Raw genomic sequence first — 25459 nt, 5'->3', positions numbered from 1 at the left:
TGCGCGGCGCGCATGGTCGATCGGTAGCCCACGGGTGTTTCTTATCGCGCCCGACGCTTCGCGTCACGGCTTGAACGTCGGGCGCGAGCGCAGCGTCGCCAGCAGCGGCGCGAGGCGCCCTCGCCACAATGTGCCGCCGCGACTCTTCTCGAAGCGCAGCCACAGGACGAGGAGCACGAGCGCGAGGACCCCGACAGCGCCCGTGAAGGCGACGTATCGACGCTCCGGCTCGACCGAAGACAACGCGACGGTGCGTACGTCCGATATGACGGGATCTGCCGAAAGCAGCTCCACAAGGGACTGGGTGTCGGCGAGCGATTGGTCGAGTTCCTCCGCGAAGCGAAGCAGCTCGATTGTCGAAGCGGAGAACTCCGCCACGTCCGAGAGTCGACGAACGTCGCGCAAACGCCTGGCCAGTTCATTGAGCACGTCGGCAACGATTGCGCGCAGCCGTTCGAGACGCATCCGCTCGGCGTCCGCGTCCCTGCGTTCGCGCCAGAAGAGGTCGTCCGCCCGCAATGCCTCGATTGTCTCACGGATGACACCTTCGCTCGCGTCGGCTCCGGGCCCGACAGCTCTGAGCACCACCGCCCCGTCGCTCCCCGCGACGTCGATCGCAATGCCGCCGACGTCGCGCGCGACCTCGCCGGCGATCAGAGCGACTCTCTGTCGCTGCCAGTCCGTCAGCGCGAGGTCGACGGACGCGGCATGCCCGACGACACGCACCTCCGTCCGAATCGTCAGGAGCAATGCTGCTCCGGCAATGATCGGCGGCACGAGCAGCAGCGGCCAGCGTTTCGCCGCATACATGAGAAATGCGAAGCGCCCCGTTTGCGCACTCTCGCTCATCCCCGCTCCCCACGAACCCGAATGAGACTCATCCCGACCTCTGCGCCAGCTCGGCATCGGCCACGACGATGGACGGGGCGGCCCCTTCGCGATGATCGCGCTCCTGCGCCGGGTCGACCGGCAGTTCGGGAACCAGCTCGGCGAGAAGCCGACGGGCGGCGCGGGCATCTCCCGCTTCGGCTGCGGCTTCGAGCCTCTCGACCGTGCGCTGCGCGACGTCGCGCTCGACCGCGCGGACGGAGGCGACGAACACGCCATCGACGCCCGCGGGGACCGTGACCTCGGAGGGATCGAACAGCTCCTCGAAGAGCTTCTCGCCCGGGCGCAGCCCGCTGTAGGCGATCTTGATGTCCTCGTCGGGACGCAGGCCCGCCAGCGCGATCAACGTGCGGGCGAGATCGACGATGCGCACGGGCTCGCCCATGTCGAGGACGAAGATGCGCCCGCGATCCGGCAGGACCATGCCGACGCCCGCCGCCTGCATGACGAGTTCCGTCGCCTCGCGGATCGTCATGAAGTAGCGGCGCATGTCCGGATGCGTCACGGTGACGGGTCCACCCGCCATGATCTGGCGCTTGAACAGCGGCACGACCGAGCCGGTCGAGCCCAGCACGTTGCCGAAGCGAACGGTGTGATACCGCGTACACGATCCGCTGAGGTCGAGTGCCTGGCAGTACACCTCCGCTGCCCGCTTGGTCGCGCCCATCACGTTCGTGGGGCGGATCGCCTTGTCCGTGGAGATCAGCACCATCGCCGCAGCGCCGCAGCGCATGGCCGCATCCGCCACGACCCGTGTGCCGACGACGTTCGTGAGCACGCCCTCGCATACGTTCGCCTCGACGAGAGGCACGTGCTTGAGCGCGGCGGCGTGGAAGACGACGTGCGGGCGCTCCGTCGCCATGATCTCGCCGATGCGCTCGACGTCGCGCACACTGGCGATCACGGCGCGGCGGGGTACGTCGCGGTGGCGCGTGCCCAGCTCCTGGTCGATCTCGTAGAGCGCATACTCCGAGTGATCGAGCACGATGAGCCGGGAGGGCCCGTGCGCGGCGATCTGGCGCGCGATCTCGGAGCCGATGCTGCCACCCGCCCCGGTCACGAGCACCACGCGCTCGTGCACCAGCGAACGTACGTAGTCGAGCTTGAGGCTCACCGGCCGGCGACCGAGGAGATCCTCGAGCGTGATGCTCTCGAAGCTCGGCTCGCTGCCCGTGAGCGCAGTCTTGGCGATCCGGCGAACCGGAAGCCCGATCTTCGCCGCCGCGACGGTCGCCTCCTGGAGGCGCGACTTGTTCTCGTTGGGGGCGAGCACGATCGCGTCGATCTTCGTGCCGCCGCGGGCGAGCCGCGCCACGATGTCCTCGAGCTCCCCGAAATGGCCGATGATGGGCACGCCGCGGACGTCGCGGCCGGCCTTTTTGGGCGTGAAGTCGACGATCCCGCGCACCTTGTAGCGCTTGGCCGTCTCCAGGCCGTAGGTACGGATCACCTTGTCCGCCTCCGCGGCCGTGCCGACGACGAGCAGCGTCTCGACCTCCGCATCCGCGGGCTCCCGCCGAAGGCTCGGCAGCACGCCGTCTTTCAGCGCCCGGTAGAGCAGGCGCGGCGCGCCGAGGAGCACCACGAGCGTGAACCAGGTCATCAGGGCGGCGGCCCGCGGAAAGCCTTCGAGCCGATTCACAAGGAACAGGACGAGCAGGAACGCGAGGACGGCGACCGTGCTCGCGAAAACGATCGCGCGCAGGTCCGAGATCGACGCGAAGCGCCACATCCCGCGCCCGAGGCCGAAGACGCGGAAGGTGGTGGCCGATATCGCGACGAAGCCGATGATCCAGGTCGCGAGGAGACGATCGTCCGGCCAGTCTGCCGAGTCGAAGCGCGCGGTCAACGCCAGGAACAGCGCGAGCCCGGCCATGACTGCGTCGTGCGCGCCGGCGAAGACCCGCTTCCAGGACGGTCTCTTGCGTCTCTCGCTCATGTGCGGCGGAACTTCCGGGGATTCGACGATGTCGGGGTGCGAGTATCACGCAAACGATCTGTGATCAAAGGAAAAGCCGCGTCGGTGTCGCCGCCACCCTCGCGCTCGGGATCGCGGCGGCACGCAGATACGAACAAAAGCGCGAGAAGTATGCCGAGTGAATAGAACCAGGACTGCCAAGCTCCGTGGCTGACGGCGGCGACGACATAGAAGCCGGCCACCGAAGACATTGCCGCCGCCTCGAGTACACGCCGCATCTGCGGGATGGCACGTATGCCGATCCAGATTGCCAACCCGAAGAGCACGGCGCCGAAGAGCCCCAGCTCGAACATCACCTGGAGCGGTGCGTTGTGCGGGTGGCTGAGGCTCATCAGGAACGCTTCTCGCTCGGAGAGGATGCCCGCGGGCATGGCCGCGACGAACCCGTAGGCGCCCTCGACTCCGTAGCCGAACAGCGGCCGCTCCCAGCCGAAGCGTGCGAAGGCCGACCATATCTCGGCGCGGATCCCGATGGAGCTCGGCCCCACGATGCGGTGGACCACGTCCGGTAGGTACGTCTCCACGAGCCCCGAGGCGAGCGGAACGATGATCATGCCGAGACCCATGAGGGCCGCGAGCGCGCCGCGCGTGGCTCGCGGGGCGAGGAGTGACGCGGGAGCCACGAGGATGAACGCCAGGAGCGCGAGCTTCGCCGACTCGCTCGTGAGGCGCATGACCGCGATCGAGCACAGGGCGACCAACAGCATCGCCGCGAGCCAGCGCCGCTCCCGAGCCAGAAGCGCGACGGAGAGCGGCAGGAAGACAGCGATCGCCACGGCCGCCCGATTGAGCTGGTGGATCTCCGTGCGCACGCCGATGATGCCGCGAACGAAGGCGCCGCTGAGGTGCTCGATGATCAGGACGATCGCCGCCAGCCCCAGCGCGACGGCGACCGCGCGGGAGTCGACTCGCAGGGTCCCGACCGAGGCGGCGGCCGCCGCAACGACGGAGAGGGCCGCGACCCCCGCCATGTGCCTGAAGTGCATGGCGCCACGCTCGGGCGCGAGGCTCCAGGCGAGCGACGTCGCCAGGAGGGCGAGAGCCGCGAGGACGGCGAGGCCGGCGGGCGTCGTCAACGCGCCGCGGACCCGCGCGACAACATCCCCCAGGCGACCCGTGCGATGCGCCGCGAGAACCAGGAGGAGCGCCGCGGCTACGGCGGCGGCGTCGGTGACCTCCCGCAGGTAGACGAGGAGAAGCGGCACCGCCGCCGCGATCGCATAGGCGACGCGCTCGCCGAGGCGCGCCGCGCCCGCGTCGCGCGCCGTGACGGGCCGGTCGCTCTTGCTCGCACCGCCGCCGGCCACGTCACGCCTCCCGCGGCCGCCGGAGCAGCTCGGGCACCTTGCGCGAGAGCTTGCGGGCGATGAACAGCGGCCCGCCGGGGAGGCCGTGCTTGCGGCAGGCGCGGGCGGACTCGACGTTCGAGCGCGCGATGGCGCGCACGCTGCCCGTCGAGTGACCGCCCATGCGCATGCGCACGAGCGTCTGCGGGACGTAGCTCGCGCGGACGCCGCCGACGTCGAGCAGGCGCAGGCAGATCTCGAAATCGGCCGCGTAGCGGTAATCGAGATCGAAGACGCCGTGGCGCCGGTACATCTCGGTCCTCACGTAGAAGGTCGGGTGCGCCGGCATCCAGCCGCGTGCGCACAGGCCCGGCTCGTAGGGGCGCGAGCGCCAGTAGCGCACGACGCGCGAGGTGTCGTCCTCCGGCACGAAGACGAGGTCGCCGTAAGCGGCGTCGGTGCCGTCCCGCTCTATCGCCGCCGCGAGCAGCGCGAGTGCGTCGTCCCGGGCGTAGACGTCGTCCGAGTTGAGGAAGCCGACCACATCGCCGGTGGCGAGGGCGAGACCCTTGTTCATGGCGTCGTAGATGCCGCGGTCCGGTTCGGACACCGCGACCGCCACGCGCTCGCCCAAGGACCGGACGATCTCCATCGTGGCGTCGCGTGAGGCGCCGTCGACGACGATGTGCTCGATGTCCGGATGGGTCTGCGAGTTGACCGACCGCAGCGTCTCCTCGATGGTCGCGGCCGAGTTGAAGCTCGCGGTGACGACGCTGATCTTCATGCTTTACTCCAAGATGCGCCGCTCTACACCCGGCCTCCCGCCCTGGCAAGGGTGCCGCGCCGCGACCGCGGGCGAGAAGCATGCCGGACGAACCGAGCCGTGCTCGCGGGGGGCGTACGGAGCACTCCGGCGCCTGCTTGTCCGGGGCGCGGAGTTGCTTCGAGCCGTCCTTCGGGGCAAGCGTGTGGCGGACCGCCCAGGCCGTCCGGCTTTGTTGCTGCCGACGACCGAGGTCAGGCGAGGGCGTCGTTCCGTTTGCGTCTCGACCTGCTCGGCAGGATGCTCTTCGGCTTCATCGTCGGCGAGACGGAAGTGCTGCCCTTCTTCCGTCCGTGGGTGATGACCCCTGCCGAAGATCCCCGGTGATCGACGCGAGTCACGCGCGTCGCCGAAGCCGTGCGCCCTCTCACCCCAGCATGTCCCACGCCAGCGGCTCGCCGCGGGCGAGGGGGCGGCGGGCGCGGCGGCCGAGCACCTCGGGCAGGTGCTTGGGGGCGAGGCCGTAGCCGGGGCGGATCGAGCGCACGTTGGCGCGTGTGATCTCCGCGCCCTCCGCCACGTCCTCGACCACGAACAGCGAGCGGCGGAACTTGAGGCTGCCCTCCTCCGCGGCCGCGCGACGGAAGACGCCGTCGCCGAGCGCAGCGTGCGCGTCGCTGACGGCACGCACCATGTCCGCCAGCTCCTCCTTCTCGAGCGAGAAGGCGCTGTCGACACCGCCGTCGGCGCGCGCGAGCGTGAAGTGCTTCTCGATCGCCACCGCGCCGAGGGCCGTGGCAGCGATCGGCACGGTCAGGCCCATCGAATGGTCGGAGAGGCCCGCGTGGACGCCGAAGCGACGCGCCAGCTCCGGGATGCGCCGCAGGTTCGTCTCCTCGATCGGAGAGGGATAGCTCGAGACGCAGTGCAGGAGCACGAGGTCGCGGCAGCCGTTGGCCCGCGCCGTCTCGACCGCCTCGCCGATCTCGTCGAGGCTCGCCATCCCGGTCGAGACGATCATCGGCTTGCCGGCGCGCGCGACGCGCGCCACGAGCGGCAGGTCGATCATCTCGAACGAGGCGATCTTGTAGGCGGGCGCACCGAGCCGCTCCAGCAGGTCCACCGCCGTGTCGTCGAAGGGTGTCGAAAAGATCGCGATCCCGATCTTGGCCGCGTGCGCGAACAGCTCCTCGTGCCACTCCCACGGCGTGTGCGCCTCGCCGTAGAGCTCGTGCAGCCGCCGGCCCTTCCACGGCCCGTCCTCGATCAGGAACTCGGGACGATCGCTGTCGATGGTGATCGTGTCCGCGGTGTAGGTCTGGAGCTTCACGGCATCCGCGCCCGCCGCCCGCGCCGCATCGAGCAGCGCGAGCGCGCGCGCGATGTCGCCGTTGTGGTTGCCGGACATCTCGGCGATGACGAACGGCCGGTGCCCCGGCCCGACCGGGCGGCCCGCGATGTGGATGACGTCCGTCGCGCTCATGTGTCGAGTCCTCGCGTGTAGCGTCGGGAGCGTTCGGTGAAGCCGCAGCGCTCGAAGAGCGCCGCGGAGCGCGCGTTGCCGCCCAGGACCTCGGCGACGACGACGCGCATCCCGGGCCGGTTCTGCCGCAGCCAGTCACATCCTGCAAGCAGGAGATCGGTCCCGGCACCGCGCCCGGACGCACCCGGAACGAGGTAGATCGAGACCTCCGCCTCCTCCCCGCTCCGGTCGAACCGCAGGACGCCGACGGGGCCGCCTTCCGCCTCGCCGATCAGCAGATCCCGGTCGGGATCGGCGAGGACGCGGCCGAGCCAGGAGAGGTGCCCGTCGAAGTGGATCGGGTCGCTCTCGCGCGAGACCGCCCGCACCTCCGGATCGTTGCGCCAGGCGTGGAGCGCCTCGGCGTCGGCGAGGGTCGCCGGGCGCAGCGCGATCGGAGCCGGGAGGATCGCCGCGGCGACGCGCGCGGCTCCGCCGCCGTCGACGCGCGCCAGGCCGCGCGCCGAGAGGAACCCGCGCAGGGACGCGTTCGCGTCCAGCGCCGCGAGATGGATCGCCAGCCCCTCGATGTCGCCGGGCGCTACGTCGGGCGCGTAGACGAGCCCCTCCGCCGCCGCGGCGCGCACCGGCGCGCGCTGGTTCTCCGCGAGCGTGAGCACGAGGCTCGGGACGCCGAGTGCGCACCGCTCCCAGGTCGTGCCGCCCCCCGCACCCACCGCCAGATCGGCGAGCGTCATCAGCTCGGCGAGACGGTCGGTCTGCACGTGCAGCGTCACCTGCTGCAGGGGGGCGCAGGCGCTGCGCAGGCGCTCGAGATGCGGGTAGAGCGCGCCGACGACCACGTCGAGCACGCGATCGGCGAGCCCCGCCCGCGTGATCGCCGCGAGCACGGCTCCGGTAGCGTCGCCGGAATCGGCGCCGCCGACCGAGACGAGGATGCGCGCGACCGGTCCCGATCGCGCCCGGGCCACGCGGTGCAGCTCCGCGAATTCCCCCCGCAGCATGGCGTAGCGCGGCCCGAGCAGCCTCCGGCACGAGGCGGGCACGCGATCCACGTAGGGATCGTGACGGTCGCGCCCGGCATTCTGGTCGACGACGAGCGCGCAGGCGTGCGCACGCCCGAGATCGTCGATCGCCGCGACGAGCGCCCCGTCCTCGGCGACCCGAGCCTCCCAGGCCCGGCCGAGGCCGTAGTGGTCGACGACGATCCGCGCGGGATCGTATCCCGCGGCTCGGGCGGCCGCACGCGTCGCGGCGGCATCCGCATCCTGCGCGTCGGCGGGCCATTCCCGTTCGGGGCCGAGCGCCGCCACGCTCGCCGCCACCCCTCCCGCGAGCGGCGGCAGGTCGAGGGCGGCGTGACCCTGCGCCGCGATCAGCGCCTTGGCCGCCGACGGGAGGTCCAGGCTGGCGAATACCGTGGACGCGCCGCGCGCGCGCAGCGCGTCCGCCAGCGCGAGGCAGCGCGCGAGATGGCCGAGGCCTCGCTCGCGCGAGGCGTCGACCCGTACGAGGACGGTCACCCCGGCCCCCCGGCACGCGCGACGAAGAGGGTTTCGGCACGCGCCCAATCGTCGGGCGTATCGATGTCGACGACCCTGGAGGCGGGCAGCACCAGCGTCGCCCCGTTCTCGTGGATGCTCGCCCCGACGAGCCAGGCGTCGCGCCGGCCCCAGTAGAACTGCCCGGCGTCGTGGTAGGCGGTCGGCAGGTCCTGCGTGCGCGTCTGCGCGAATTGCGGGAAGAGCGGCCGCGTGCGCCCGTCCGAATCGCGGGCGAGCGCCCGGTGCACCGAACTCTCGAAGGCGACGACCGGGAAGGCGTAGCTCTCCCCGCCCCGGTCGAGCAGCGCGTGCGCCGCCACGAGGTCCTGCGCCTGGAGCAGCGGCACGCAGGGATAGATGCAGCACGCCTCGTCGATACGGCCCCAGAGCGCCTCGCAGGCCGTGATCGCGTGCGCGATCACCGGGACTGTCGGCGTGAAGTCGTCGGCCAGCTCCGCCGGGCGCCGGAAGGGCGCCTCCCCGCCGTGCGCCTCGACGACGGCGGCGATCTCCTCGTCCTCCGTCGAGACCACGACGTGGTCGAACAGGCCGCTCTCGCGCGCCGCGGCGACCGCGTAGGCGATCATCGGGCGGCCTGCGAAAGGGCGGATGTTCTTGCGCGGGATGCGCTTCGAGCCGCCGCGGGCGGGGACGATGGCGACGCGGGCCGGGCTCATGCGCGCCGCTCCAGCGCGGCCGCGAGCGTCGCGACGACGCGATCCTGATCCGCTTCCGAGAGCTTCGGGTAGAGCGGCAGCGTGATCGCGTTGCGATAGTAGCGTTCGGCGGCGGGGAAGTCGCCTTGCGAGAAGCCGAGGCGCCGGTAGTAGGGCTGCGTGTGGATCGGGATGTAGTGCACGTTGGCGCCGATCTGCGCCGCGCGCAGCGCGGCGAAGACGTCCGCGCGGCCGATGTCGGTCCGCTCGTCGTCGACCTCGACGACGTAGAGGTGCCACGACGAGCGCCGGTCGGGGAGCCGCGCCGGCAGCCGCAGCGGCAGGCCTGCGAGCCGCGCGTCGTAGCGATCGGCGAGCGCCTCGCGCCGCGCCTGCATGGCCTCGAGCCGTGCGAGCTGGGACAGCCCCAGCGCCGCCTGCACGTCGGTGATCCGGTAGTTGAAGCCGAGCTCCACCTGCTGGTAATCCCACGGCCCGTCCGGCGCGCCCTCGAACAGCGCCGGATCGCGCGTGATCCCGTGCGAGCGCAGGAGCCCGAGACGGCTCGCGAGCTGCGGATCGCGGGTCGTGACCATGCCGCCCTCCGCCGTCGTGACGATCTTGACGGCGTGGAAGCTGAACACGGTCACGTCGGCATGGGCGGACCCCACCGGGCGATCGAGGTAGGTCGCGCCGGTGGCGTGCGAGGCGTCCTCTAGGATCTTGAAGCCGTAGCGGTCCGCCAGCGCCCGCATCTCCCGCAGATCCGCCGGCAGGCCCGAGAAGTCGATCGGCACGACGACGTCCGGGAGCGTCCCCGCCTCGGCGGCCGCGGCGAGCTTCTCCTCCAGCGCCGCGACCGACATGTTGCGCGTGCGCGGGTCGAGATCGACGAAGTCGACGTCGGCGCCGCAATAGCGCGCACAGTTCGCGGAGGCGACGAAGCTGTTCGGGCAGGTCCAGAGCAGCCCGCCCGGGCCGAGGCCGAGCGCGAGGCAGGCGATGTGCAGCCCCGCCGTGGCGTTGGAGACCGTCAGCGCGTACGGCACATCGTGGAGATGCGCGAAGGCCTCCTCGAAGCGGCCGATCGCCGGCCCCTGCGTCAAGTAGGCGCCGCGCAGCGCCTCCGCGACGGCGGCGATGTCTGCCTCGTCGATGTCCTGCGTGCTGTAGGGGACGAAGCTCATTCGCGTCAGGCCCCCGGCGCGCCCGCGAGCTCGCCGCCCTGGACGTGCCGGGCCACGAGATCGCGGATCTGCTCGACAGTGAGGAAGTCGGGATTGCTGCTGCTCTCGTAGGCGAAGCCCGCGGGCACGCGCTCGCCGCCGAAGCCGGCGAGGTAGTCCTCGACGCTGTAGTCCCGAGTGGTCGGCAGGATGGCGTAGTAGGGTCCGATGTCGACCGCGTTCTGGCTGTCGCTCGCGGTGATCATCTCCTCGTGCAGCTTCTCGCCGGGACGCACGCCGACGATCTCCTGGCGGCATTCGGGCGCGATCGCCGTCGCCACGTCGGTGATGCGGTAGGAGGGGATCTTCGGCACCAGGATCTCGCCGCCCCAGGCGTTCTCGATCGCCCAGAGCACCATGGAGACGCCCTCCTCCAGCGAGATGTTGAAGCGCGTCATCCGCGGGTCCGTGATCGGCAGGACCCCCTCGCGCCGCCGGTCGAGGAAGAACGGGATCACGGATCCGCGGCTGCCCATCACGTTGCCGTAGCGTACCACGCTGAAGCGCAGGTCGCGTGCGCCGCGGATGTTGTTGGCGGCGACGAAGAGCTTGTCCGAGCACAGCTTCGTCGCGCCGTAGAGGTTGACCGGCGCGGCCGCCTTGTCCGTCGAGAGCGCGACGACGCGCTCGACGCCGGCGTCGAGGCAGCCCTCGATCAGGTTCTGCGCGCCGATGACGTTGGTCTTGATCGCCTCGAAGGGGTTGTACTCGGCGGCCGGGACCTGCTTGAGCGCGGCGGCATGGACGACGATGTCGATCCCCTCCAGCGCGCGGCGCAGCCGATCGGGATCGCGGACGTCGCCGATGAAGTACCGTATGCCGGGGTGGTCCTTCTCCGAGACGTGCTGCGACATCTCGAACTGCTTGAGCTCGTCGCGCGAGAAGATCACCAGCCGCTTCAGGTCCGGGTGCCGTGCGAGCACGGTCTTCACGAACGCCTTGCCGAAGGAACCGGTGCCGCCGGTGACGAGAATCGATTTTCCGCTGAGCATTCGCCGTTATCCGATTGCGCGACAGGCAGGGTTACGACCGGCCGCGTTCCGCACATGCCGACGGCGCCGCGCGCCCGGCCGGGCGCCGGCCGTGCTTCGCCGTGGCGCCCCTCATGGTGGCCCGGCATCTAGCAGCAAAACCGGCGGCGCGCAAACGAGAGCGGGCACTCACGGATAACCGCGGCCGACCACGATGTAGCCGTGCGCACGATCCCGCTCGAGCCTCGAATTCGCCGAGAATTCCGGGTCGGAGCGTCGCGGCGCCGGGTTCGCCGCCGCCTGCGGCTGCTCCATCGTGCTCCAGCCGTGGAAGCGCCAGCGGCCGGGCTCGTCCTCGCTCCAGAAGCGCGGATCGCGGTGCTGGTCCATGACGAAGCCGAGCGCATTGGGCTCGACGCCGAGCCAGTCGCAGAACAGGTCGAGGTGCTCGACGGCCGCCTGCTCGTGCCGGCGGACCAGGGCGAGGCCCTCCTCGCGCCCGAGCCGCCCGTGGCGGATCTCGCGGGCGGCGTGGTCGGTGACCTTCGAGTACCCGTGCTTGTACAGCTTGAGCAGGTCGTGGACGTTCATGTAGTTGTAGCAGTCGACGTGGTCGTAGCAGTCGAACGTCCGCGCGAACGCCGCGGTCTCGTAGCCATGCGTGCGCATCATCTGTTCGTGCTGCGCCTTCGGGTCCCAGCGCACGTAGTTGCCGAGATAGATCCCCCGCACGCCGACGGAGGCGAGCTCCGCATCGTCCGGATAGCGGTACTGCCAGACGTCCTCCTCTGCGAGCGTGTCGAACAGGCCGATCAGGTCCGCGGGCTCGCGCGCCATCAGGTCGTGGTCGTAGCGATAGCGCCGGGTCATCTCGACCTCGTGCTCGTGGCTGAACATGCCGACCTGCTCGAGCCCCTGATGCGCGCCCCAGACGATCAGAGGAATACCGAAGCGCACAGCCGTCTGCACGGGAAACACCGTCTGGCCCGCGAGGCAGGGCCAATACATGCTGCCGATCTCGCGCAGGGCCGTGCGCGTGATCCGGCGTACGGAAACCGGGTTGACGTTCTGCACGAGGATGTCGCAGTCGAAGCGGATGCGCAGGTTCGCCAGGTTGCGGATTCCGAGCGGCGTGTTGAAATACTTGTTGTAGGTGACGAGCAGGGGGTTGAGCCCCAACCGCTCCTTCACGACGTGAACGATGAAGTAGGAATCGTTGGCGCCGCTCACCGGCACGATGCAGTCGTAGTTGCGCGCGTCGCGAGAGCGGTACGGCTTCACCAGCGCCTCGAGCAGCGCCCAGCGCGCGTCCCAGTCGAGCCGGTCCTTCTCCTCGTGGACGCGGCACCCCGAGCAGATCCCCTCCTCGTCGAGCGTGAGGCCGAGCGGATGGTCGGTGCGGTAGAGGCACCGGCGGCAGGCGTGGGCGGCGCCGTGCGCGCGGCCGAGGGCGTAGCTGGTCACTGGTCGATCCAACGATGGTACGAGGGCACGCGGATGGGGAGCGCGCCGAGCTTGGACTTCAGCTGGCGGATCCGGTTCTCGCCGTAGCTGAGCGAGTTGCCGACCGCCGCCGCCCGGACGCTCGGACGTCCGAGCACCCGGCGGATCTGGTCGGGGTCGCGCAAGCCGCCGAAGGCGATCAGCGGCACCTCGGGCACCGGGAAGAGGTCGACGATGCGCTCGTCGAACGCCGCGCCTCCGTCGTTGACGTGGTCCATCGCCAGCACCTCGGAGATGCTGCCGGCGCGCAGAAGCGCGAGCGTCGCCTCCGCGAGCGGGGCGCGCGTGCGCGTGCGGTAGTCGAAGGAGACGAGCGCATCGCCGTCGATGCCGAGCGGCAGGGCCGCGATCACGGCCTGTGCCCCGAGCGCCGCCTCGATGCCGGGCACGATTGCGGGGTCGTCGCGCAGGAGCGTGTCGACCGCGACGCGATCCGCCCCGCTCGCCACCACCGCCACGGCGTCCTCGACGCTGCGGATGCCGCCACCGTAGATCAGGGGCGTGGACAGGCCCTTGGCGGCGACCCGGCGCAGCAGCGCGAGATCGGGTCCCGCCGCGCCGCGATCGATGCACAGGATCAGCACCTCGTCGGCGCCCCAGCGATCGAGGTTGTCGGCGAGGATCTCGGCCCGTCCCAGCGGCAGGTAGCGGCCGAAGCCGAAGGACTGTACCGCCCAGCCGTCCTTGACCGTGATGACCCCGACCAGTCGCTTACCCAGCATGGTGCGCCTCCGCGAGCACATCGGAGAGGATGCGCAGGCCCGCGCTCTGGCTCTTCTCGGGGTGGAACTGCAGGCCGAAGATGTTGCCGCGCTGCACGGCCACGGGGAACGGCGCCAGCGCCTCGCCGAGCCGCGCCACGGCGACGACGTATTCCGGCGAGGTCTCCAGGACGTAGGAATGGTTGAAGTAGACGCTGCGCCCGTCGCTCTCGGCGAGGAACGAGGCGCGCCCGGAGGTCTCGAGCGCGTTCCAGCCGATGTGCCAGCGCGCGTCGCGGATGCGCACCACCCGGCCGGGAACGAACCCGAGGCCCGCCGTGGGCGCGATCTCCTCCGAGAAGTCGCCGAGGAGCTGCATACCGAGGCAGATCCCCACGAGCGAGCGGCCCCCCTGCACGCTCTCCTGCAGATAACCGACCAGGCCGCAGCCGTGCAGCGCCTGCATGGCGGAGGGGAAGGCGCCCACGCCCGGCAGGACGAGGACGCTCGCCTTGTCGAGCTCGGCGGGATTGCGGCTCGCGAAGCAGCGGTAGCCGGTCTTCTTCAGCGAGCGGGTGACGGAGGCGATATTGCCCGCACCGTAGTCGACGATGCCGACGAGCTTACGCGTCATTGGCCGACCCCCACCTGGAACCGGCGACGGATCGTCCCGTCGTTACCGACCTCGAAGAGATCGCGGTTCGTGGCATTGCGCACCCGCTCCCAGAACTCGTCGACGCCGATGCCGATGTAGTCGCAGAAGTCCGCGATGTAGCCCGGCGCGCAGGCGTCGTCGTACTGCTCCACGAGGGAGATCCCCTTCTCCCGGGTCATGCGCCCGAGCCGGATCTCCTCGTTGACGTAGTCCGTCACCCGGCCGAAGCCGAACTTGTAGTACTTGATCATCTGGTTGAGCGTCACCCAGTCCTCGTCGAGCGAGGTGACGCCCTTGAGATCGCCGGTGTTCGCGACCGTGTCCTCGCGGATCTTCAGGCCGCCGAGCGCCGAGTATGAGCCGTTGTTGATCAGCGACCAGTCTCCCAGGAACCAGCCGAGGTAGACGATCTGCAGCTTGTGCTCCTCGAAGGCCGCGGGCGGCGGGTACTGGTAGGGCAAGAGGCCCTGCGGGCCGACGACCTCGAGCATCCAGTCGGCCACGCCGCCCGAGAGCGTGTTCATGTAGCGCAGGCTGTTGCCGTCGTAGCCGGTCCGCCCGAGCGTCTTGAGGTCGCCGAGCTGAAGCCCCGGGTTCTCGCCCCACAGGATCAGCGGGATGCCGTAGCGGATCGCGAGCTGCGGGACCGAGGAGAACAGCGCCATCTCCGTCGAGCGCGCCCAGTTGGTGAAGCGCAGGAACGATTCGCGCATGAGCCGCCGCCACGTCTCCGGCGCCGGCGCGGAGATCACCACGTCGAAGCCCAGCTCGATGAGGTTCGAGATGTTGTCGGTGCCGCGCTCGGTCACCTGCTGCGGCGGGTAGCTGAGGCACACGAGCAGCGGCCGCAGCTTCAGCTTATCGCGCACCCATAGCGCCTGCCGCGTGCTGTCCTTGCCGCCGCTCACGCCGATGATGCAGTCGAAGGGCATGCCCGGCCGGCGTGGATAGTCGCGCAGGACCTCCTGGAGGATCTCCCAGCGCTCTTCCCAGTCGACGTTCTGCACCTGGTCGAAGTAGTCGCACGCCGGGCACAGCCCGGCCGGCGTGAAGTTCGTGTTGGGGCGCGTGTCGGGCTGGAGGCACCGCTTGCAGTATTTCATGTCGCAGGACCGAGATGCTTCAGGTGGACCAGCCGTTCGTGCGGAAGCCGGCAAGATGGAGCCCAGGGCGGCAGAGCGCAATAGACCCTACGCCCCGCCTCGAGAGCGACGACGAGCGCGAAGCTCTCGCAGCCCGCCACCCAACGTGCCCGCGCGAGCGCGCCGCGCAGGTCCGCAGACCCGTCGAGCACGACCCGCAGCGGGCCGTCGTCGCGCACGAAGGCGTCGTACTTGCCCGGCGGGTCGGAGGGGTGCGGGCGCAGGCGGATGGTGAGCGGGCGCGGCAGGTCGAGGGTAGGGAGGCTCGCGAGGAAGTAGTCGAGCGCCTGGAATTCGCCGGGCGTGTCCCGCCCCCAGGTCGCGCGCGCCGGCTCGGCCACATAGAGCAGTTCCGCCTGCGCGATCGTCTCCGGCGGCGGGAGCCCCGCGACCTGCTCGGCGAGGTAGAGGTTCGGCACGCGGCGGGTCGGCACCTCGGGAATGCGGCGGCGCGCCTCGTCCTCGGCGTGCTCGTCGGTGACCCAGATCTCGTCGGGCAGCACCTCGACGCCGTCGCGCACGAAGCGCTCGCGATAGTTCACCCAATGGTCGACGAGGGCGATGGAGGGGATGCGGTGCGCACGCGCGGCCACCCGTGCCTCGTGCTCGACCCCGCTCGCCCAGCCGGTGCCGGTGACGCAGGTCCCCGCCCCCGCGATAGCGCCCGCCGGATCGCCGTCGTCGAGGGCGGATGCGACCCGGGCCTGCGCGATCGCCGCCGCCGGCCCGGCTGCGTGAACGCGCAGGTCCGTGCGCCCCGCGGCCGCCACGAGCGGGAGCAGCAGGTTGGCGGCGCCGGCGTCGTGGCAGACGACCACGATCGGACCGGGAAGGTCAGTGATCGGCGAAGCGGGCATAATGCACGACGTCCTCCGGACGCCCCTCGACGATCTCCTGGGCGCGGCGGGTCGCCTCGTGGGTCATGCCCGCACGCTCCATGATGCGCACCATGGCGCGATTGCACGACAGCGTCCCGCCAGTGACCTTGCGGATGCGCGGATCGGCGAGGAGGCGCGCGAGCAGCGCGTCCCAGGCCGCCTGGCCGTATCCCCTCCCCCACGCCTCGCGCGCGCCCACCATGATGCCGATGTCGGCGGTGCCGTGCGGGCGCTGGACGTAGGCGGTCATCGTCCCGATGGCATCGCCCTCCCGGTCGCGGCGGATGGAGAGGAACAGGTTGTCGGTCCCCGCGAAGCTCGCCAGGTAGTGCCGGCAGGAGTCGGCGTCGTGGGTGCGGAAACGCTGGTTGCTGTATCGCACGACCTCGGGATCGGCGAGCCACCCGAGATAGGCCGGCGTCACGTCCTCGTCCCGGAAGGGCTCGAGCACGATGCCGCGGCCCCGGATCGGGAAGTCGCCGGCCTCGAGCATGCCTCAGGCCCCGCGCAGCGCGTCGCGGCCCGCCCACACCTTGCGGAAGGCCTCGACCACGAGCGCGATCTCCTCGGGCGGGAACTCGCCCATGCACAGGTTGATGCCGAGGAAGGTCTCCTCGTGCAGCCGCTCGGCCGTCGGGCACACGCCCTTCCCGTAAGGAACGTCGCGGGAGACGAAGGGCTGGTTCCAGGGGAAGCCCTGCGAGCCGTAGGCGATCTTGTGGCGGAAGAGCGGCAGGCGGTGGATGTTCTGATAGCCGGCCATCAGCCACGGCACGCCCTCGGCTCGCAGCGCCTCGACCAGCCGCGCGCGGGGGACGCCGACCGCCTCCGGCTCGAGCCGCATGCCGTAGACGTAGTAGACGTGCGAGTTCTCGTTGGGCACGTGCGGCGTGACGAGCCCCTCCAGCCCGGCGAGGCCGTCGTCCAGGGCGCGGGCGACGCGCTGGCGCCCCTCGATGCGCGCCGTCAGCTTGTCGAGCTGGGTCGCGGCAATCGCGGCCTCGATCTCGCCCATGCGGAAGTTGTATCCGAGCATGTTCGACAGCTCGTGCGGATCGTCGCTGTCGATCACCGCCTCGGCATGGTTGCGGATGAGCCGCATGCGCTGTGCGAGCCGATCGTCGTCGGTGACGAGGATGCCGCCTTCGCCCGAATGGATGTGCTTATGGTAGTTCAGGCTGAAGCCGCCGATGTCCGCAACCTTGCCGACGCTCTCGCCCTTGTAGAGCGCGCCGGGCGCCTGGGCCGAATCGGTGATCAGCGTCAGCCCGTGCCGGTCTGCGACGGCGCGCAGCCGCTCCATGTCGGCGGACTGGCCGAAGATGTCGGCGGCCATGATCGCGCGGGTGCGCGGGCCGATGCAAGCCTCGACCGACGTGGGATCGATGTTGAAAGTGCGCTCGTCGATGTCCGCGAAGACCGGGATCGCGTTGAAGTGGAGGATCGCGGTGGCGGTGGCGGCCATGGTCCACGGCGTCGTCACGATCTCGTCGCCGGGCTCGACGCCGATGGCGCCCACGGCAGCGATCAGTCCCGACGTCCAGGAATTGACGGTGATCGCATGGCGGAAGCCGAAGCGCTCCGCCGCCTTGGCCTCGCAGGCGAGCACCTGCTCGCCGCCCAGGAAGCCGGGGCCGGCGGCGCCGATGAAGGCCGAGAGCACGCCCGAGCGCATCACGCCGGCGACGGCGTCGGCCTCCTCGGGCCCGATGCTGCGGAAACGCTCGAGGGGAGCGCGGATCACCGGCTCACCGCCGTGGAGGGCGAGTACAGACGTGGTCATGAGAGTCCATTCCGGCGCGAGGCCGCGAGAGAAGCCGTATCCGCTCCCGATGCGCTCCTGATCGCCTCGCACAGAGCCTGGGCGGCCAGCGCGGTACGGCCCGTGCTGGCGAGCGCCCGGCCCTCGATGACCGCCGCGTGGAGGTTCTCGACCGCTGCCGCCATGGCGAGACGATAGGTACCGTCGACCGGCTCGCCGACGGCGAGCGACTTATATCCACGGAAATCCGGGTTGTCGATAGGTCGCCGGACGCGCCAGCGGGCCCCGCCCGCCTCCATCGCGATCACCGCCTCGGCGGCGACGATCTGGAGCTCGAACAGGGCGGTATCCGCGGCGTACCCGACGCCGACCTGTACCGGCACGCCACCCTCCGCCACGAGCGTGAAGGGGATTGTCGGGTCGTCCGGCCAATGGTCCGCGACCGCGCTCCCGGCCCACGCGAGCGTGAGGTCGCCGAGCAGGAAGGCGGCGAGGTCGACCATGTGCGAGCCGTTGTTGAGCACACCTTTGTTATAAAGACCGTAGGCCGACCGGACGGGGCCGTGGCGCCCTGCCCTCAGGTCGCGCGCCAGCTCCACGACGTCCGGCGCCCAGCGGCGCGTGTGGTTGACGGCCATGAGGACGCCCGCGCGCGCGCAAGCCTCGACCATGCGCGTCGCCGCCGGTAGCGTCGGCGCGATCGGCTTCTCGCAGAAGACCGCCCGCGCGCCGAGGTCGATGGCGAGACCCACGTGCTCCTCGTGGAGGTCCGTCGGCGAGGCGACGACGACCACATCCACGCCGCCACGCAGCCCCGCGAGCGCCTCGGCCGTCCCATGGGCGCCGCCGACGCCCCAGCGCTCGGCAAAGCCCTGCGCGCGCTGCAGGTCCGGGTCGACGCAGGCGACGAGCTCGAAGCCGCCGTGGCGCACGAGGGCGCCCGCGTGCGTGAGCGGATCGGCGTCGGCGGGCCGTGTGGCGTCGAAGCCGCCGGCGATGTTGCCGCAGCCTAGGATGATCGTGCGCAGGCGGGGCGCCGTCATGCGATGTTCCCCCGGTAGCGCCCCGTGATGGTCAGCCCGCTCGGCACCGCGGCGAGCGGCGTCTCGCGCCCGCCGTCGAGGCTCGACACGACGATCGCCCCGAGGATGCGCTGGCCGAGCACGACGTCGGCGTGGGGCATCGGCATCGGGCCCGTGCCGCGAATCGCGTCGCGCAGGCCCGCGAAAGCCGCCTGCGTCCCGCTCGGCGCCTGCGCGACGGGGATGCGCTCGACCCGGTCGAGGTAGGCGCCGCCCGGCGCCGTCGGGCGCGCCAGCTCGAGCGCGGCGCCGTCGGACAGGACCCGGATCGTCCCGGCCGTGCCCGAGAGCCGCACGTCCATGCCGCCCGCCGCCGTGATGGCACCCTGGGCGCCGTCCGCGAAGCGCACGCGCGCGAAGCGGACCGCGGGGTCGGCGTCGATCGTCTCGCCGGAGACCGCCCCGTCCGGGATGTCGACGCGGCCGCAGACGCTCTCCGGGGACGATCCGCCACAGTAGAGCAGGAGGTCGACCGCGTGCGGCAGCGTCCACAGCAGGAGCTGGCCCGCGCCGAAATCGACGGCGACCTCCTGGAGCGTGCCGATCGCGCCGTCCGCGAGGAGCTCCCGCGCCCGGCGGTAGGCCGGCATGAAGCGCCGCACCGTGCCGTAGGTGAACGCGACGCCCTCCCGCTCCATGCGCGAGAGCAGCCGCTCGGTGTCGCCGAGGGTCGGCGCGAAGGGCTTCTCGGCGTGGATTCCGCGCACGCCGGCCGCGAGGGCGGCCTCGACGGCCGCCGCGCGCACGTCGCTGCGGGTCGCGATCGCCGCGATGTCGGGCCGCACGGCCGCGAGCATCTCCGCCGCGTCCGCGAAGCGGGCCTGCGCGGGCACGCGGAAGCGCTCCCCGGCCTCGTTCCGACGCGTCGCGTCCACCTCGGCGAGGGCGACGAGCGAAAGGCCCTCGACGGCCTCGACCGCCTCCGCATGGCTGAGCGGCAGCCAGCACGGCGGGACGCTGGCGCGCGTGCCCTCGCTCGTGAAGGCGCCCATGCGCCCGCAGCCGACGAGGGCGACGGCGAGGGGTTCGTGCGTCATGATCTCACCACGTCAGCGCGAAAGTCACGGCGCCGGCCTCGCGCGCCGCGAGCCGCTCGTAGCCGTCCCCGATCCGCTCGGCCGGCAGCACGTCGGAGACGAGCGCCTCCGCGTCGATCGCGCCTGAGAGGATGCGGTCGGCCAGGAATTCCATATTGCGCCCCAGCGTGAAGCGGATCTCGTGCGCGGCCACGGGCGTCTCCGGCACCATGCCGCAGGCGACGAGGCTGAGCTGCTTGTCGTAGAAGAGATGCGAGGCGAGCGGGTTCTCCTGCGGTGGCGGCAGGCCGCGCCCGGGGAAGCCCAGCACCGCGACGGTCCCGCCGCGGGCGGCGAGGTCGAGCGCGAGCATCCAGTCTCCCCAGCCGTTCGCCGTCGAGACGACGATGTCGGCGCTCCTCGCCATCTTATCGTCCTTGGCCCTGGCCTCGCGCGCCCCGAGCCGCAGGGCGAGCGCCCGCGCGCCGTCCTGGTCCGAATACGCGACGACCCGCCCGCCGAAGGCGGATGCGAGCGCCACCGCGCCGAGGCCGATGGCGCCCAGGCCCACCACCGCGACGTCGTGCCCGGGCCGGAAGCCCGCCTTCGACAGGGCCGCATAGCCCAGATGGAAGAGGTAGGTGACGCTCAGCGCCGCCGGCCGCTCGACCCGGGTCGCGACGAGGATCTCGGCGTCCGGGCAGACGAAGGCGCTGCGATGGGACTGGTGGGTGAGGACGAGATCACCCGGGCGGCAGGCCCTCACGGCCGCGCCCGTGGCCTCCACCCGCGCGACGTTGCAGTAGCCCTGCAGGCGCGGATAGGCGGGGCCGGGCCGCAGGGGCGGTGCGCCGACGTACGCGGCAATCTCCGTTCCCGGCGAGATCGCGGAGACGACGGTTCGCGCGAGCACCTCGGAGGGACCGAGCCGCTCCGGATCGAGCACGACGGTCTCCCAGGAGAGCGCGCGCGGGCCGAGCAGCCGCAGAACCTTCGCCTCGATCATCGCGCAGCCGCTCCACCTCGGACGACGAATTCTCCCGGTCGATCGGGCGGCACGCGCCGCCGTTCGGCCGCGGCGGTAGGTACCGGAGGCCGGGGGCGAACGCAACACCGCGCACTCGCCGGCCCTCGAGGCCGCATCGGGGCGAGGCGCGTGGTGCGACGGTGACACGGCTTCCGGGAGATGCTATCGGCCACGCGCCCCGCAGGCGCCCACGCGTGCCCGCCCGTACGGATCGATATGACCAAGATAATCTGCCTCTCCCGCAGCTACCTCGCCAACCTAATTCCGACTCTCGCGGCGCGCGATCCCGACGCCACGTACCATCACATCGTCCAGACGGACGCCGAGGAGCGCCTCGTGCGCGCGAAGGGCGGCGAGGTGGTGCTGAACCTCCAGCGCGTCGTGCACGACGGGCTGCGGCGAGCCGATGCGCCCCGCTGGTCGGAGCCCGAGGACCTGCGCGCGGTGACCGGCTTCCCGTGGTCTCCGGTCGCGCTCGATCGACACCTGAAGTCGTTTCCAGAGGAGCGGCGGCAAGTCATCGCCGGCGTCGTCTACGCGGCGGTGGCGGATCTGCTCGAGCGCGAGCGCTACGACGCCTTCCTCAGCGAGCCGGTGGCGCACTTCCTCATCCATGTGCTGCTCTACCTGTGCCGCAAGCACGGCTGCCGCCCGCTGCTCTGGGCGAACACGTACTTTCCCGGCTGGTTCTACTTCACGCCGGGCTTCGATCTCACCCGCGGCGCGCGCACGACCCCGCTCGATGCCGAGGAGGAGGCCGCCCTGCGCGAGACGATCGTGCGCTACGTCGAGGGCGTGCGCGCGGACCGGGCCGGCCCGGTATACCACTTCCGCTTCGCCAACCTGGGCCGCTCGCAGCTGTCCTACTTCAAGGGCCGGCGCGGCGAGCTCCCGTTCCTGTTCACCCCGGGGATCGTCTCCTCGGGCATCCAGCTGGCGCGGCTCGGCCTCGCGACCTGGAAGCGCGCCACCTTCGGCCTTCACGGCGACTACATCCATGCAGGCGCGGTCCCCGAACACGTGCTCTACACGAGGAGCATGCTCGCCCCGCGGCGCGGCTACGACCCGATGCCCGACGAACTCTCACGGCGAAACGTGGTCTACCCGCTGCAATACGAGCCCGAGGCCTCGCTCACCTACTTCACGCCGCACGTGGCGGACCAGCCCTCCTTCGTGGAGACGATCCTGAGGGCGCTGCCGGGCGATCGCATCCTCTATGTGAAGGAGCACCCCAACCAGTTCGGGGCGCTGAGGACCGGCCGCTGGCCGGAGATCCGCGCCCGCCACTCGAACGTGCGCTATATCTGGGGCCGGGAGAACGGGCGCGAGCTGATTGCCCGCTCCTCGTTGTGCGTGACGATCGCGAGCACGATGGGGCTCGACGCGATCCTGATGGGCCGGCGCTCGCTGATCGCCGGCAACGTCTTCTTCGGCGGCTTCACGGGCGCGACCCGCATCCGGTCGTACGAGCACCTCGCCGCGCTCCTCAACGACGAGGCGTGCTACGATCTCGGTGACACCGCGGCGACCAACGTCGAGGAGATGGTCGCCTTCGGACGGGGCTGCTACAGGGGCGATCCGCAACCGGCGGCGACCCTGTTCTCGGAGGAGAACCTCTCGCGCCTCGTCGCGGGGATCGTGGACGCGCGGAGCCGATAGGCGCTCCGCGGGCGGCCGAGGCGGGCGCGCCACGTCGCGCCGGCGCGAGAGAGCGGAGACACCGGGACGTGCCGTCCTTCTTCCTGCTGATGCTGATCGCCTCGGGATTCGGGCTGGCGAAGCTCGTCGTGCTCGCCAAAGTGCTCGAGCCGGCCGCCTTCGGCGAATTCGTCACGCTGCTGGGCGCGGGCGCACTCTCCGGCATCCTGCTCAGCTTCGGAACCGTCGAGGCGACGGTGAAGAGCTACCCGCGCCTGTGGACGCTCGGACAGGCGCAGGAGATCCGCGCTTCCGCACGTGCCGCCGCGACCACGCTCGCAGTGCGCTTCGCGGTCCTCGGCGTCATGGCGGCCGCGGCCGGCGCATTCGGGCTCCTGCCCTACAGCGCGTCGGCCTTGCTGCTCATGAGCGTGATCGGCTTGGCGACTGCATACATGAGCCTGACGACCTCGATCATGCGTGCAGCGGACCGCTCCACCGCCGTCAGGAACCTGACCTTGGCGCGAAACGCCTTCGCCTTCATCCTCGTGGTCATCGGAGGGTGGATGTTCTCCTGGGAGGCGGCACTCCTGGGAGAAGCGATCAGCGCCGTTGCCGCACTCTTCGTCGCGGGTCGCGAGCTGACGGCCGTGCTCTTCGGGCCCTCAGCACGGTCCGGTACCACCGAGCCGGCACCGTTCCGCGTGGAGGCGACGAGCTGGCGCCTCTACTTTGCCTATTTACTGTCGGCGGCCATCGCGCTGGGGGATCGTGCCGCAGTGAACGCCGCCGCCGGCCCTGCCGCGGCCGGTGCGTACGGGGTGGTCGCCATCGTCTTTCAGGGTGGCCAAATCCTGACGAATATTCTCGTGCAGAGGATCGGAGCGATCGTGATCAAGGGTCGGGCGGACGATGGCGCCCCCCCACCGGCGCTGTCGTCACTCCTCGCCGCCGCCGGCATCAGCGCCGCCGCAGCGATCGTGGTGCTGATCTCCGTCAAGGCGACCGGCTTCCCGGCGGCGATCTGGGATCGCTATGCGATCTCTACACTCGCACTCGTCATGGCCGGCGCAATCGCGGGTCTGCAGATCTTCGGCATCGTCGAGTTTCACCTGCTCGCGCGGGATGCCGAGGGGCGGGTGCTCGCCGCGAGTGGATTCGCCGCGCTGACCGCGGCCGCCGGTTTCTATCTTTGCGCTGTGGCGGATGCCCCGCTGGAGGGATACATAGGCACCGTCCTCGCTGCACGGCTCGCGCAGCTCGTCATCCTGCTGTCCCCGATTCCCGGCCACCGCGGCGATGCCAGCGGAAAGTCGCGCCGCCACACCGACACGACGCCGTGATCCCGTTTGCCCCACTTCGTCCTCCTCGCCTCTGTCACAATTCCGTGCGGACAGCTCGTGCCGTAGCCGGCTTCGCTTCGAAGTGGCAGGTTTCGCACGAACTATCTATGGTAGAAATAGCCGCCGAACCACCCGGCACCAAGCAACCGTTGCGCGACTCTTGGTGGTTCTTGTCGTCTGAGGCGCCGCCGAGCTTGCGCCGGACTTCGAGGTTTGCTTAACCGGGCTTTCGAAATTTCGTAGCGGTGGTCGCCCTCCAAACGACAAGGGAGAGAAGTTCGTGCCGTTCGCCCGTATGGTCCTTCTCGCCGCGGTCTTCTTTCCCTACGTCCAGCTTGTGCCTTCGCCGAGCTACATGCAGCCCTATGCGCTGATCGTCGCCGCCTTCCTCTTCATGCGGACGGGCCTTCTCGGCATGCGCACGATGCCCACGCGCGATTGCGTGTTCCTGACCGCCTTCGCGGCACTCGGCGTGGCGCTGCTTCTGCTCGACGGTGGCCCCGGCAGCATGCAGGACCTCAAGTTCCTGCTCAACTACGTCGCGCCGCTGCTGCTGGTCTCGACGCTGTTCGTCGTCCTGCGCGACCACACGGCGGCGGCGCGACGTGGCATCGAGATCGCCATTGTCGTCTGGCTCGGCGTGGCGCTGGTCGAGAAGATCATCAGCCCCCACGTCTTCGCCTTCCTGCTCGGCACCTGGTCCTCCGTCCCCATCGACATGCCGCTGTCGGCGCGCGGCGTCGTCTCGCTCGCCCCCGAGCCGACGCACTACGCCTTCCACATCCTGATGCTCGGCGCCGCCGCGGTCCTGCTCGGGAGCCGTCCCGTCTTCCCGGCGCTCGCCGTCGCCCAGGCGGTGCTCCTCGCGCAGTCTTCGAGCGCCATCCTCGCCCTGGCGCTCGGAGGCGCCCTTCTGTGCCTGCTCTGGCCGCGGTACGTCCTCCTGCTCGCGCTGCCGGCGGCGATCGTCGGCGGCGCGGGGCTGGCCCTCGCGATCGCATTCGGCATCGGCGGGCGTCCCGTCATCCTGCTCCAGGAGTTCCTGTCCAATCCGGTGGGCATCGTCACCGCGGACATGAGCGTGAACTACCGTCTCGGCGGTCTCGCCGCAGCTTTCGCCGAGGTCTGGAACAGCCGCTTCCTGCCGCACGGCCTCTCCTGGGAGACCTGGCTCGCGATCCGCGATGAGGCGCTGCGCGAGCACGATTGGCTGATCGACCTCAGCACGGTCGGTCCGCCATCGGGCATCGGCGTCATCGCGATCCAAAGCGGCATCGTGGGGCTCGCGCTCCTCCTCGCCATGCTCGTGCGCATGGTCGGGGCGGCCCCGCGCGCAGTCGTCGCGCTGCTGCCGTGCACGGCGCCCTTCGTGTTCATGAGCCAGTACTACATCTCGGCGCCTGTCTTCTCTTTGGTGCTCGCCAGCGCGATCGTCGTCACCTCGCGGCGGGAGGCGATTGCCGCCGCGCCGGCTCGGGCCGACGAGCCGCACCGTGATGCGGCACTCGCGCGAGAGACGGGCTCTGCCGCGTCGGTGGCCGGGTGACGCGCGCGGCGCGCGAACATCCGTCGGCTGGCTGCGATCAGGTCCTGTTGTAGACGTCTTCCAGCCGGACGATGTCGTCCTCGCCGAGGTAGGAGCCGGACTGGACCTCGATCAGCTCGAGGGGGATCTTGCCGGGGTTCTCGAGGCGGTGGACGGCGCCGAGCGGGATGAAGGTGGATTCGTTCTCGTGGACGAGGGTCTTGGTCTCGCCCACGGTGACGAGGGCGGTACCGCGCACGACGATCCAGTGCTCGGCGCGGTGGAAGTGCTTCTGCAGCGACAGCCGGCCGCCGGGCTTGACCACGATGCGCTTGACCTGGAAGCGCTCGCCGCGGTCGACACCCTCGTACGAGCCCCAGGGGCGGAACACC

At 70.8% G+C, this 25459-nt stretch carries 23 protein-coding genes; 3 read left to right on the top strand and 20 right to left on the bottom strand.

The window, feature by feature from the left end; translation table 11 throughout:
* Positions 1 to 63: 63 nt before the first annotated feature.
* The 19 genes from G407_RS0102405 to G407_RS30115 form a co-directional block, all read right to left on the bottom strand.
* Positions 64 to 849, bottom strand: a complete 786-nt coding sequence (locus G407_RS0102405) for a hypothetical protein (protein WP_029029524.1) — start codon at positions 847 to 849, stop codon at positions 64 to 66.
* Between the two features lie 28 nt (positions 850 to 877).
* On the bottom strand, positions 878 to 2827 hold the full coding sequence (locus tag G407_RS25285) for a polysaccharide biosynthesis protein (RefSeq protein WP_084327223.1): 1950 nt from the start codon (positions 2825 to 2827) through the stop codon (positions 878 to 880).
* Entirely contained in the window at positions 2824 to 3852 is a 1029-nt protein-coding gene (locus G407_RS0102395; RefSeq protein WP_156917447.1) for an O-antigen ligase family protein, read from the bottom strand. The genes G407_RS25285 and G407_RS0102395 overlap by 4 nt, the downstream gene beginning before the upstream one ends.
* A gap of 322 nt (positions 3853 to 4174) precedes the next feature.
* Entirely contained in the window at positions 4175 to 4936 is a 762-nt protein-coding gene (locus tag G407_RS0102390) for a glycosyltransferase family 2 protein (RefSeq protein WP_029029522.1), read from the bottom strand.
* 406 nt (positions 4937 to 5342) lie between these two features.
* The gene (gene pseI, locus G407_RS0102380) at positions 5343 to 6398 is read right to left on the bottom strand and encodes a pseudaminic acid synthase (RefSeq protein ID WP_043538774.1); all 1056 of its coding nucleotides are present in this window, start codon (positions 6396 to 6398) and stop codon (positions 5343 to 5345) included.
* Positions 6395 to 7921: a UDP-2,4-diacetamido-2,4,6-trideoxy-beta-L-altropyranose hydrolase gene (pseG, locus tag G407_RS0102375; protein WP_029029520.1), complete on the bottom strand. Its 1527-nt coding sequence runs from the start codon at positions 7919 to 7921 to the stop codon at positions 6395 to 6397. The genes pseI and pseG overlap by 4 nt, the downstream gene beginning before the upstream one ends.
* A complete protein-coding gene (gene pseF, locus G407_RS0102370; protein ID WP_029029519.1) occupies positions 7918 to 8619 on the bottom strand; it encodes a pseudaminic acid cytidylyltransferase in 702 nt (233 codons plus the stop codon). The genes pseG and pseF overlap by 4 nt, the downstream gene beginning before the upstream one ends.
* Positions 8616 to 9785 carry a UDP-4-amino-4,6-dideoxy-N-acetyl-beta-L-altrosamine transaminase gene (gene pseC / locus G407_RS0102365; RefSeq protein ID WP_029029518.1) on the bottom strand — a complete coding sequence of 390 codons (1170 nt, stop codon included), beginning with the start codon at positions 9783 to 9785 and terminating at the stop codon, positions 8616 to 8618. The genes pseF and pseC overlap by 4 nt, the downstream gene beginning before the upstream one ends.
* Before the next feature lie 5 nt (positions 9786 to 9790).
* The gene (gene pseB / locus G407_RS0102360) at positions 9791 to 10816 is read right to left on the bottom strand and encodes a UDP-N-acetylglucosamine 4,6-dehydratase (inverting) (protein ID WP_029029517.1); all 1026 of its coding nucleotides are present in this window, start codon (positions 10814 to 10816) and stop codon (positions 9791 to 9793) included.
* 168 nt (positions 10817 to 10984) lie between these two features.
* Positions 10985 to 12259 (bottom strand): N-acetyl sugar amidotransferase, encoded by a 1275-nt coding sequence (locus tag G407_RS25280; RefSeq protein ID WP_052340863.1) that lies wholly within the window; start codon positions 12257 to 12259, stop codon positions 10985 to 10987.
* The gene (locus tag G407_RS30120) at positions 12256 to 13020 is read right to left on the bottom strand and encodes a HisA/HisF-related TIM barrel protein (protein ID WP_029029516.1); all 765 of its coding nucleotides are present in this window, start codon (positions 13018 to 13020) and stop codon (positions 12256 to 12258) included. Before G407_RS30120 ends, G407_RS25280 begins: the two co-directional genes overlap by 4 nt.
* Positions 13010 to 13633: an imidazole glycerol phosphate synthase subunit HisH gene (gene hisH / locus G407_RS25270; protein WP_043538773.1), complete on the bottom strand. Its 624-nt coding sequence runs from the start codon at positions 13631 to 13633 to the stop codon at positions 13010 to 13012. The genes G407_RS30120 and hisH overlap by 11 nt, the downstream gene beginning before the upstream one ends.
* A complete protein-coding gene (locus G407_RS0102340) occupies positions 13630 to 14757 on the bottom strand; it encodes an N-acetyl sugar amidotransferase (protein ID WP_029029515.1) in 1128 nt (375 codons plus the stop codon). Before G407_RS0102340 ends, hisH begins: the two co-directional genes overlap by 4 nt.
* Positions 14754 to 15653, bottom strand: a complete 900-nt coding sequence (locus tag G407_RS0102335; protein WP_029029514.1) for a hypothetical protein — start codon at positions 15651 to 15653, stop codon at positions 14754 to 14756. Before G407_RS0102335 ends, G407_RS0102340 begins: the two co-directional genes overlap by 4 nt.
* Positions 15631 to 16167 (bottom strand): GNAT family N-acetyltransferase, encoded by a 537-nt coding sequence (locus tag G407_RS0102330; protein ID WP_029029513.1) that lies wholly within the window; start codon positions 16165 to 16167, stop codon positions 15631 to 15633. The genes G407_RS0102335 and G407_RS0102330 overlap by 23 nt, the downstream gene beginning before the upstream one ends.
* A 3-nt stretch (positions 16168 to 16170) precedes the next feature.
* Positions 16171 to 17457 (bottom strand): DegT/DnrJ/EryC1/StrS family aminotransferase, encoded by a 1287-nt coding sequence (locus tag G407_RS0102325; RefSeq protein WP_029029512.1) that lies wholly within the window; start codon positions 17455 to 17457, stop codon positions 16171 to 16173.
* Positions 17454 to 18479, bottom strand: a complete 1026-nt coding sequence (locus G407_RS25265; protein ID WP_052340862.1) for a Gfo/Idh/MocA family protein — start codon at positions 18477 to 18479, stop codon at positions 17454 to 17456. Before G407_RS25265 ends, G407_RS0102325 begins: the two co-directional genes overlap by 4 nt.
* Positions 18476 to 19555, bottom strand: coding sequence for a Gfo/Idh/MocA family protein (locus G407_RS25260; RefSeq protein ID WP_043538771.1), 1080 nt, complete (start codon positions 19553 to 19555; stop codon positions 18476 to 18478). The genes G407_RS25265 and G407_RS25260 overlap by 4 nt, the downstream gene beginning before the upstream one ends.
* Before the next feature lie 4 nt (positions 19556 to 19559).
* On the bottom strand, positions 19560 to 20540 hold the full coding sequence (locus G407_RS30115; RefSeq protein ID WP_052340861.1) for a zinc-binding dehydrogenase: 981 nt from the start codon (positions 20538 to 20540) through the stop codon (positions 19560 to 19562).
* Positions 20541 to 20777: 237 nt separating this feature from the next.
* On the opposite strand from G407_RS30115, the gene G407_RS0102300 reads away from it, so the two are divergent.
* The 3 genes from G407_RS0102300 to G407_RS0102290 all read left to right on the top strand — a co-directional run bounded on the left by G407_RS0102300 (position 20778) and on the right by G407_RS0102290 (position 25088).
* Entirely contained in the window at positions 20778 to 22220 is a 1443-nt protein-coding gene (locus tag G407_RS0102300) for a capsular polysaccharide export protein, LipB/KpsS family (protein WP_029029509.1), read from the top strand.
* A gap of 68 nt (positions 22221 to 22288) precedes the next feature.
* Entirely contained in the window at positions 22289 to 23542 is a 1254-nt protein-coding gene (locus G407_RS0102295; RefSeq protein WP_029029508.1) for a hypothetical protein, read from the top strand.
* A 280-nt stretch (positions 23543 to 23822) separates the two neighbouring features.
* The gene (locus G407_RS0102290) at positions 23823 to 25088 is read left to right on the top strand and encodes a hypothetical protein (protein ID WP_156917445.1); all 1266 of its coding nucleotides are present in this window, start codon (positions 23823 to 23825) and stop codon (positions 25086 to 25088) included.
* A 37-nt stretch (positions 25089 to 25125) separates the two neighbouring features.
* On the opposite strand, the gene G407_RS25250 is transcribed toward G407_RS0102290, so the two are convergent.
* Positions 25126 to 25459: cupin domain-containing protein (locus G407_RS25250; protein WP_029032732.1), on the bottom strand; the 334-nt coding region annotated here is incomplete at its 5' end.

Source organism: Salinarimonas rosea DSM 21201 (genome assembly GCF_000429045.1).
In the GTDB taxonomy this organism is placed as follows: Bacteria; Pseudomonadota; Alphaproteobacteria; order Rhizobiales; family Beijerinckiaceae; genus Salinarimonas; species Salinarimonas rosea.
This window is presented reverse-complemented; position numbering and strand designations above follow the sequence as displayed.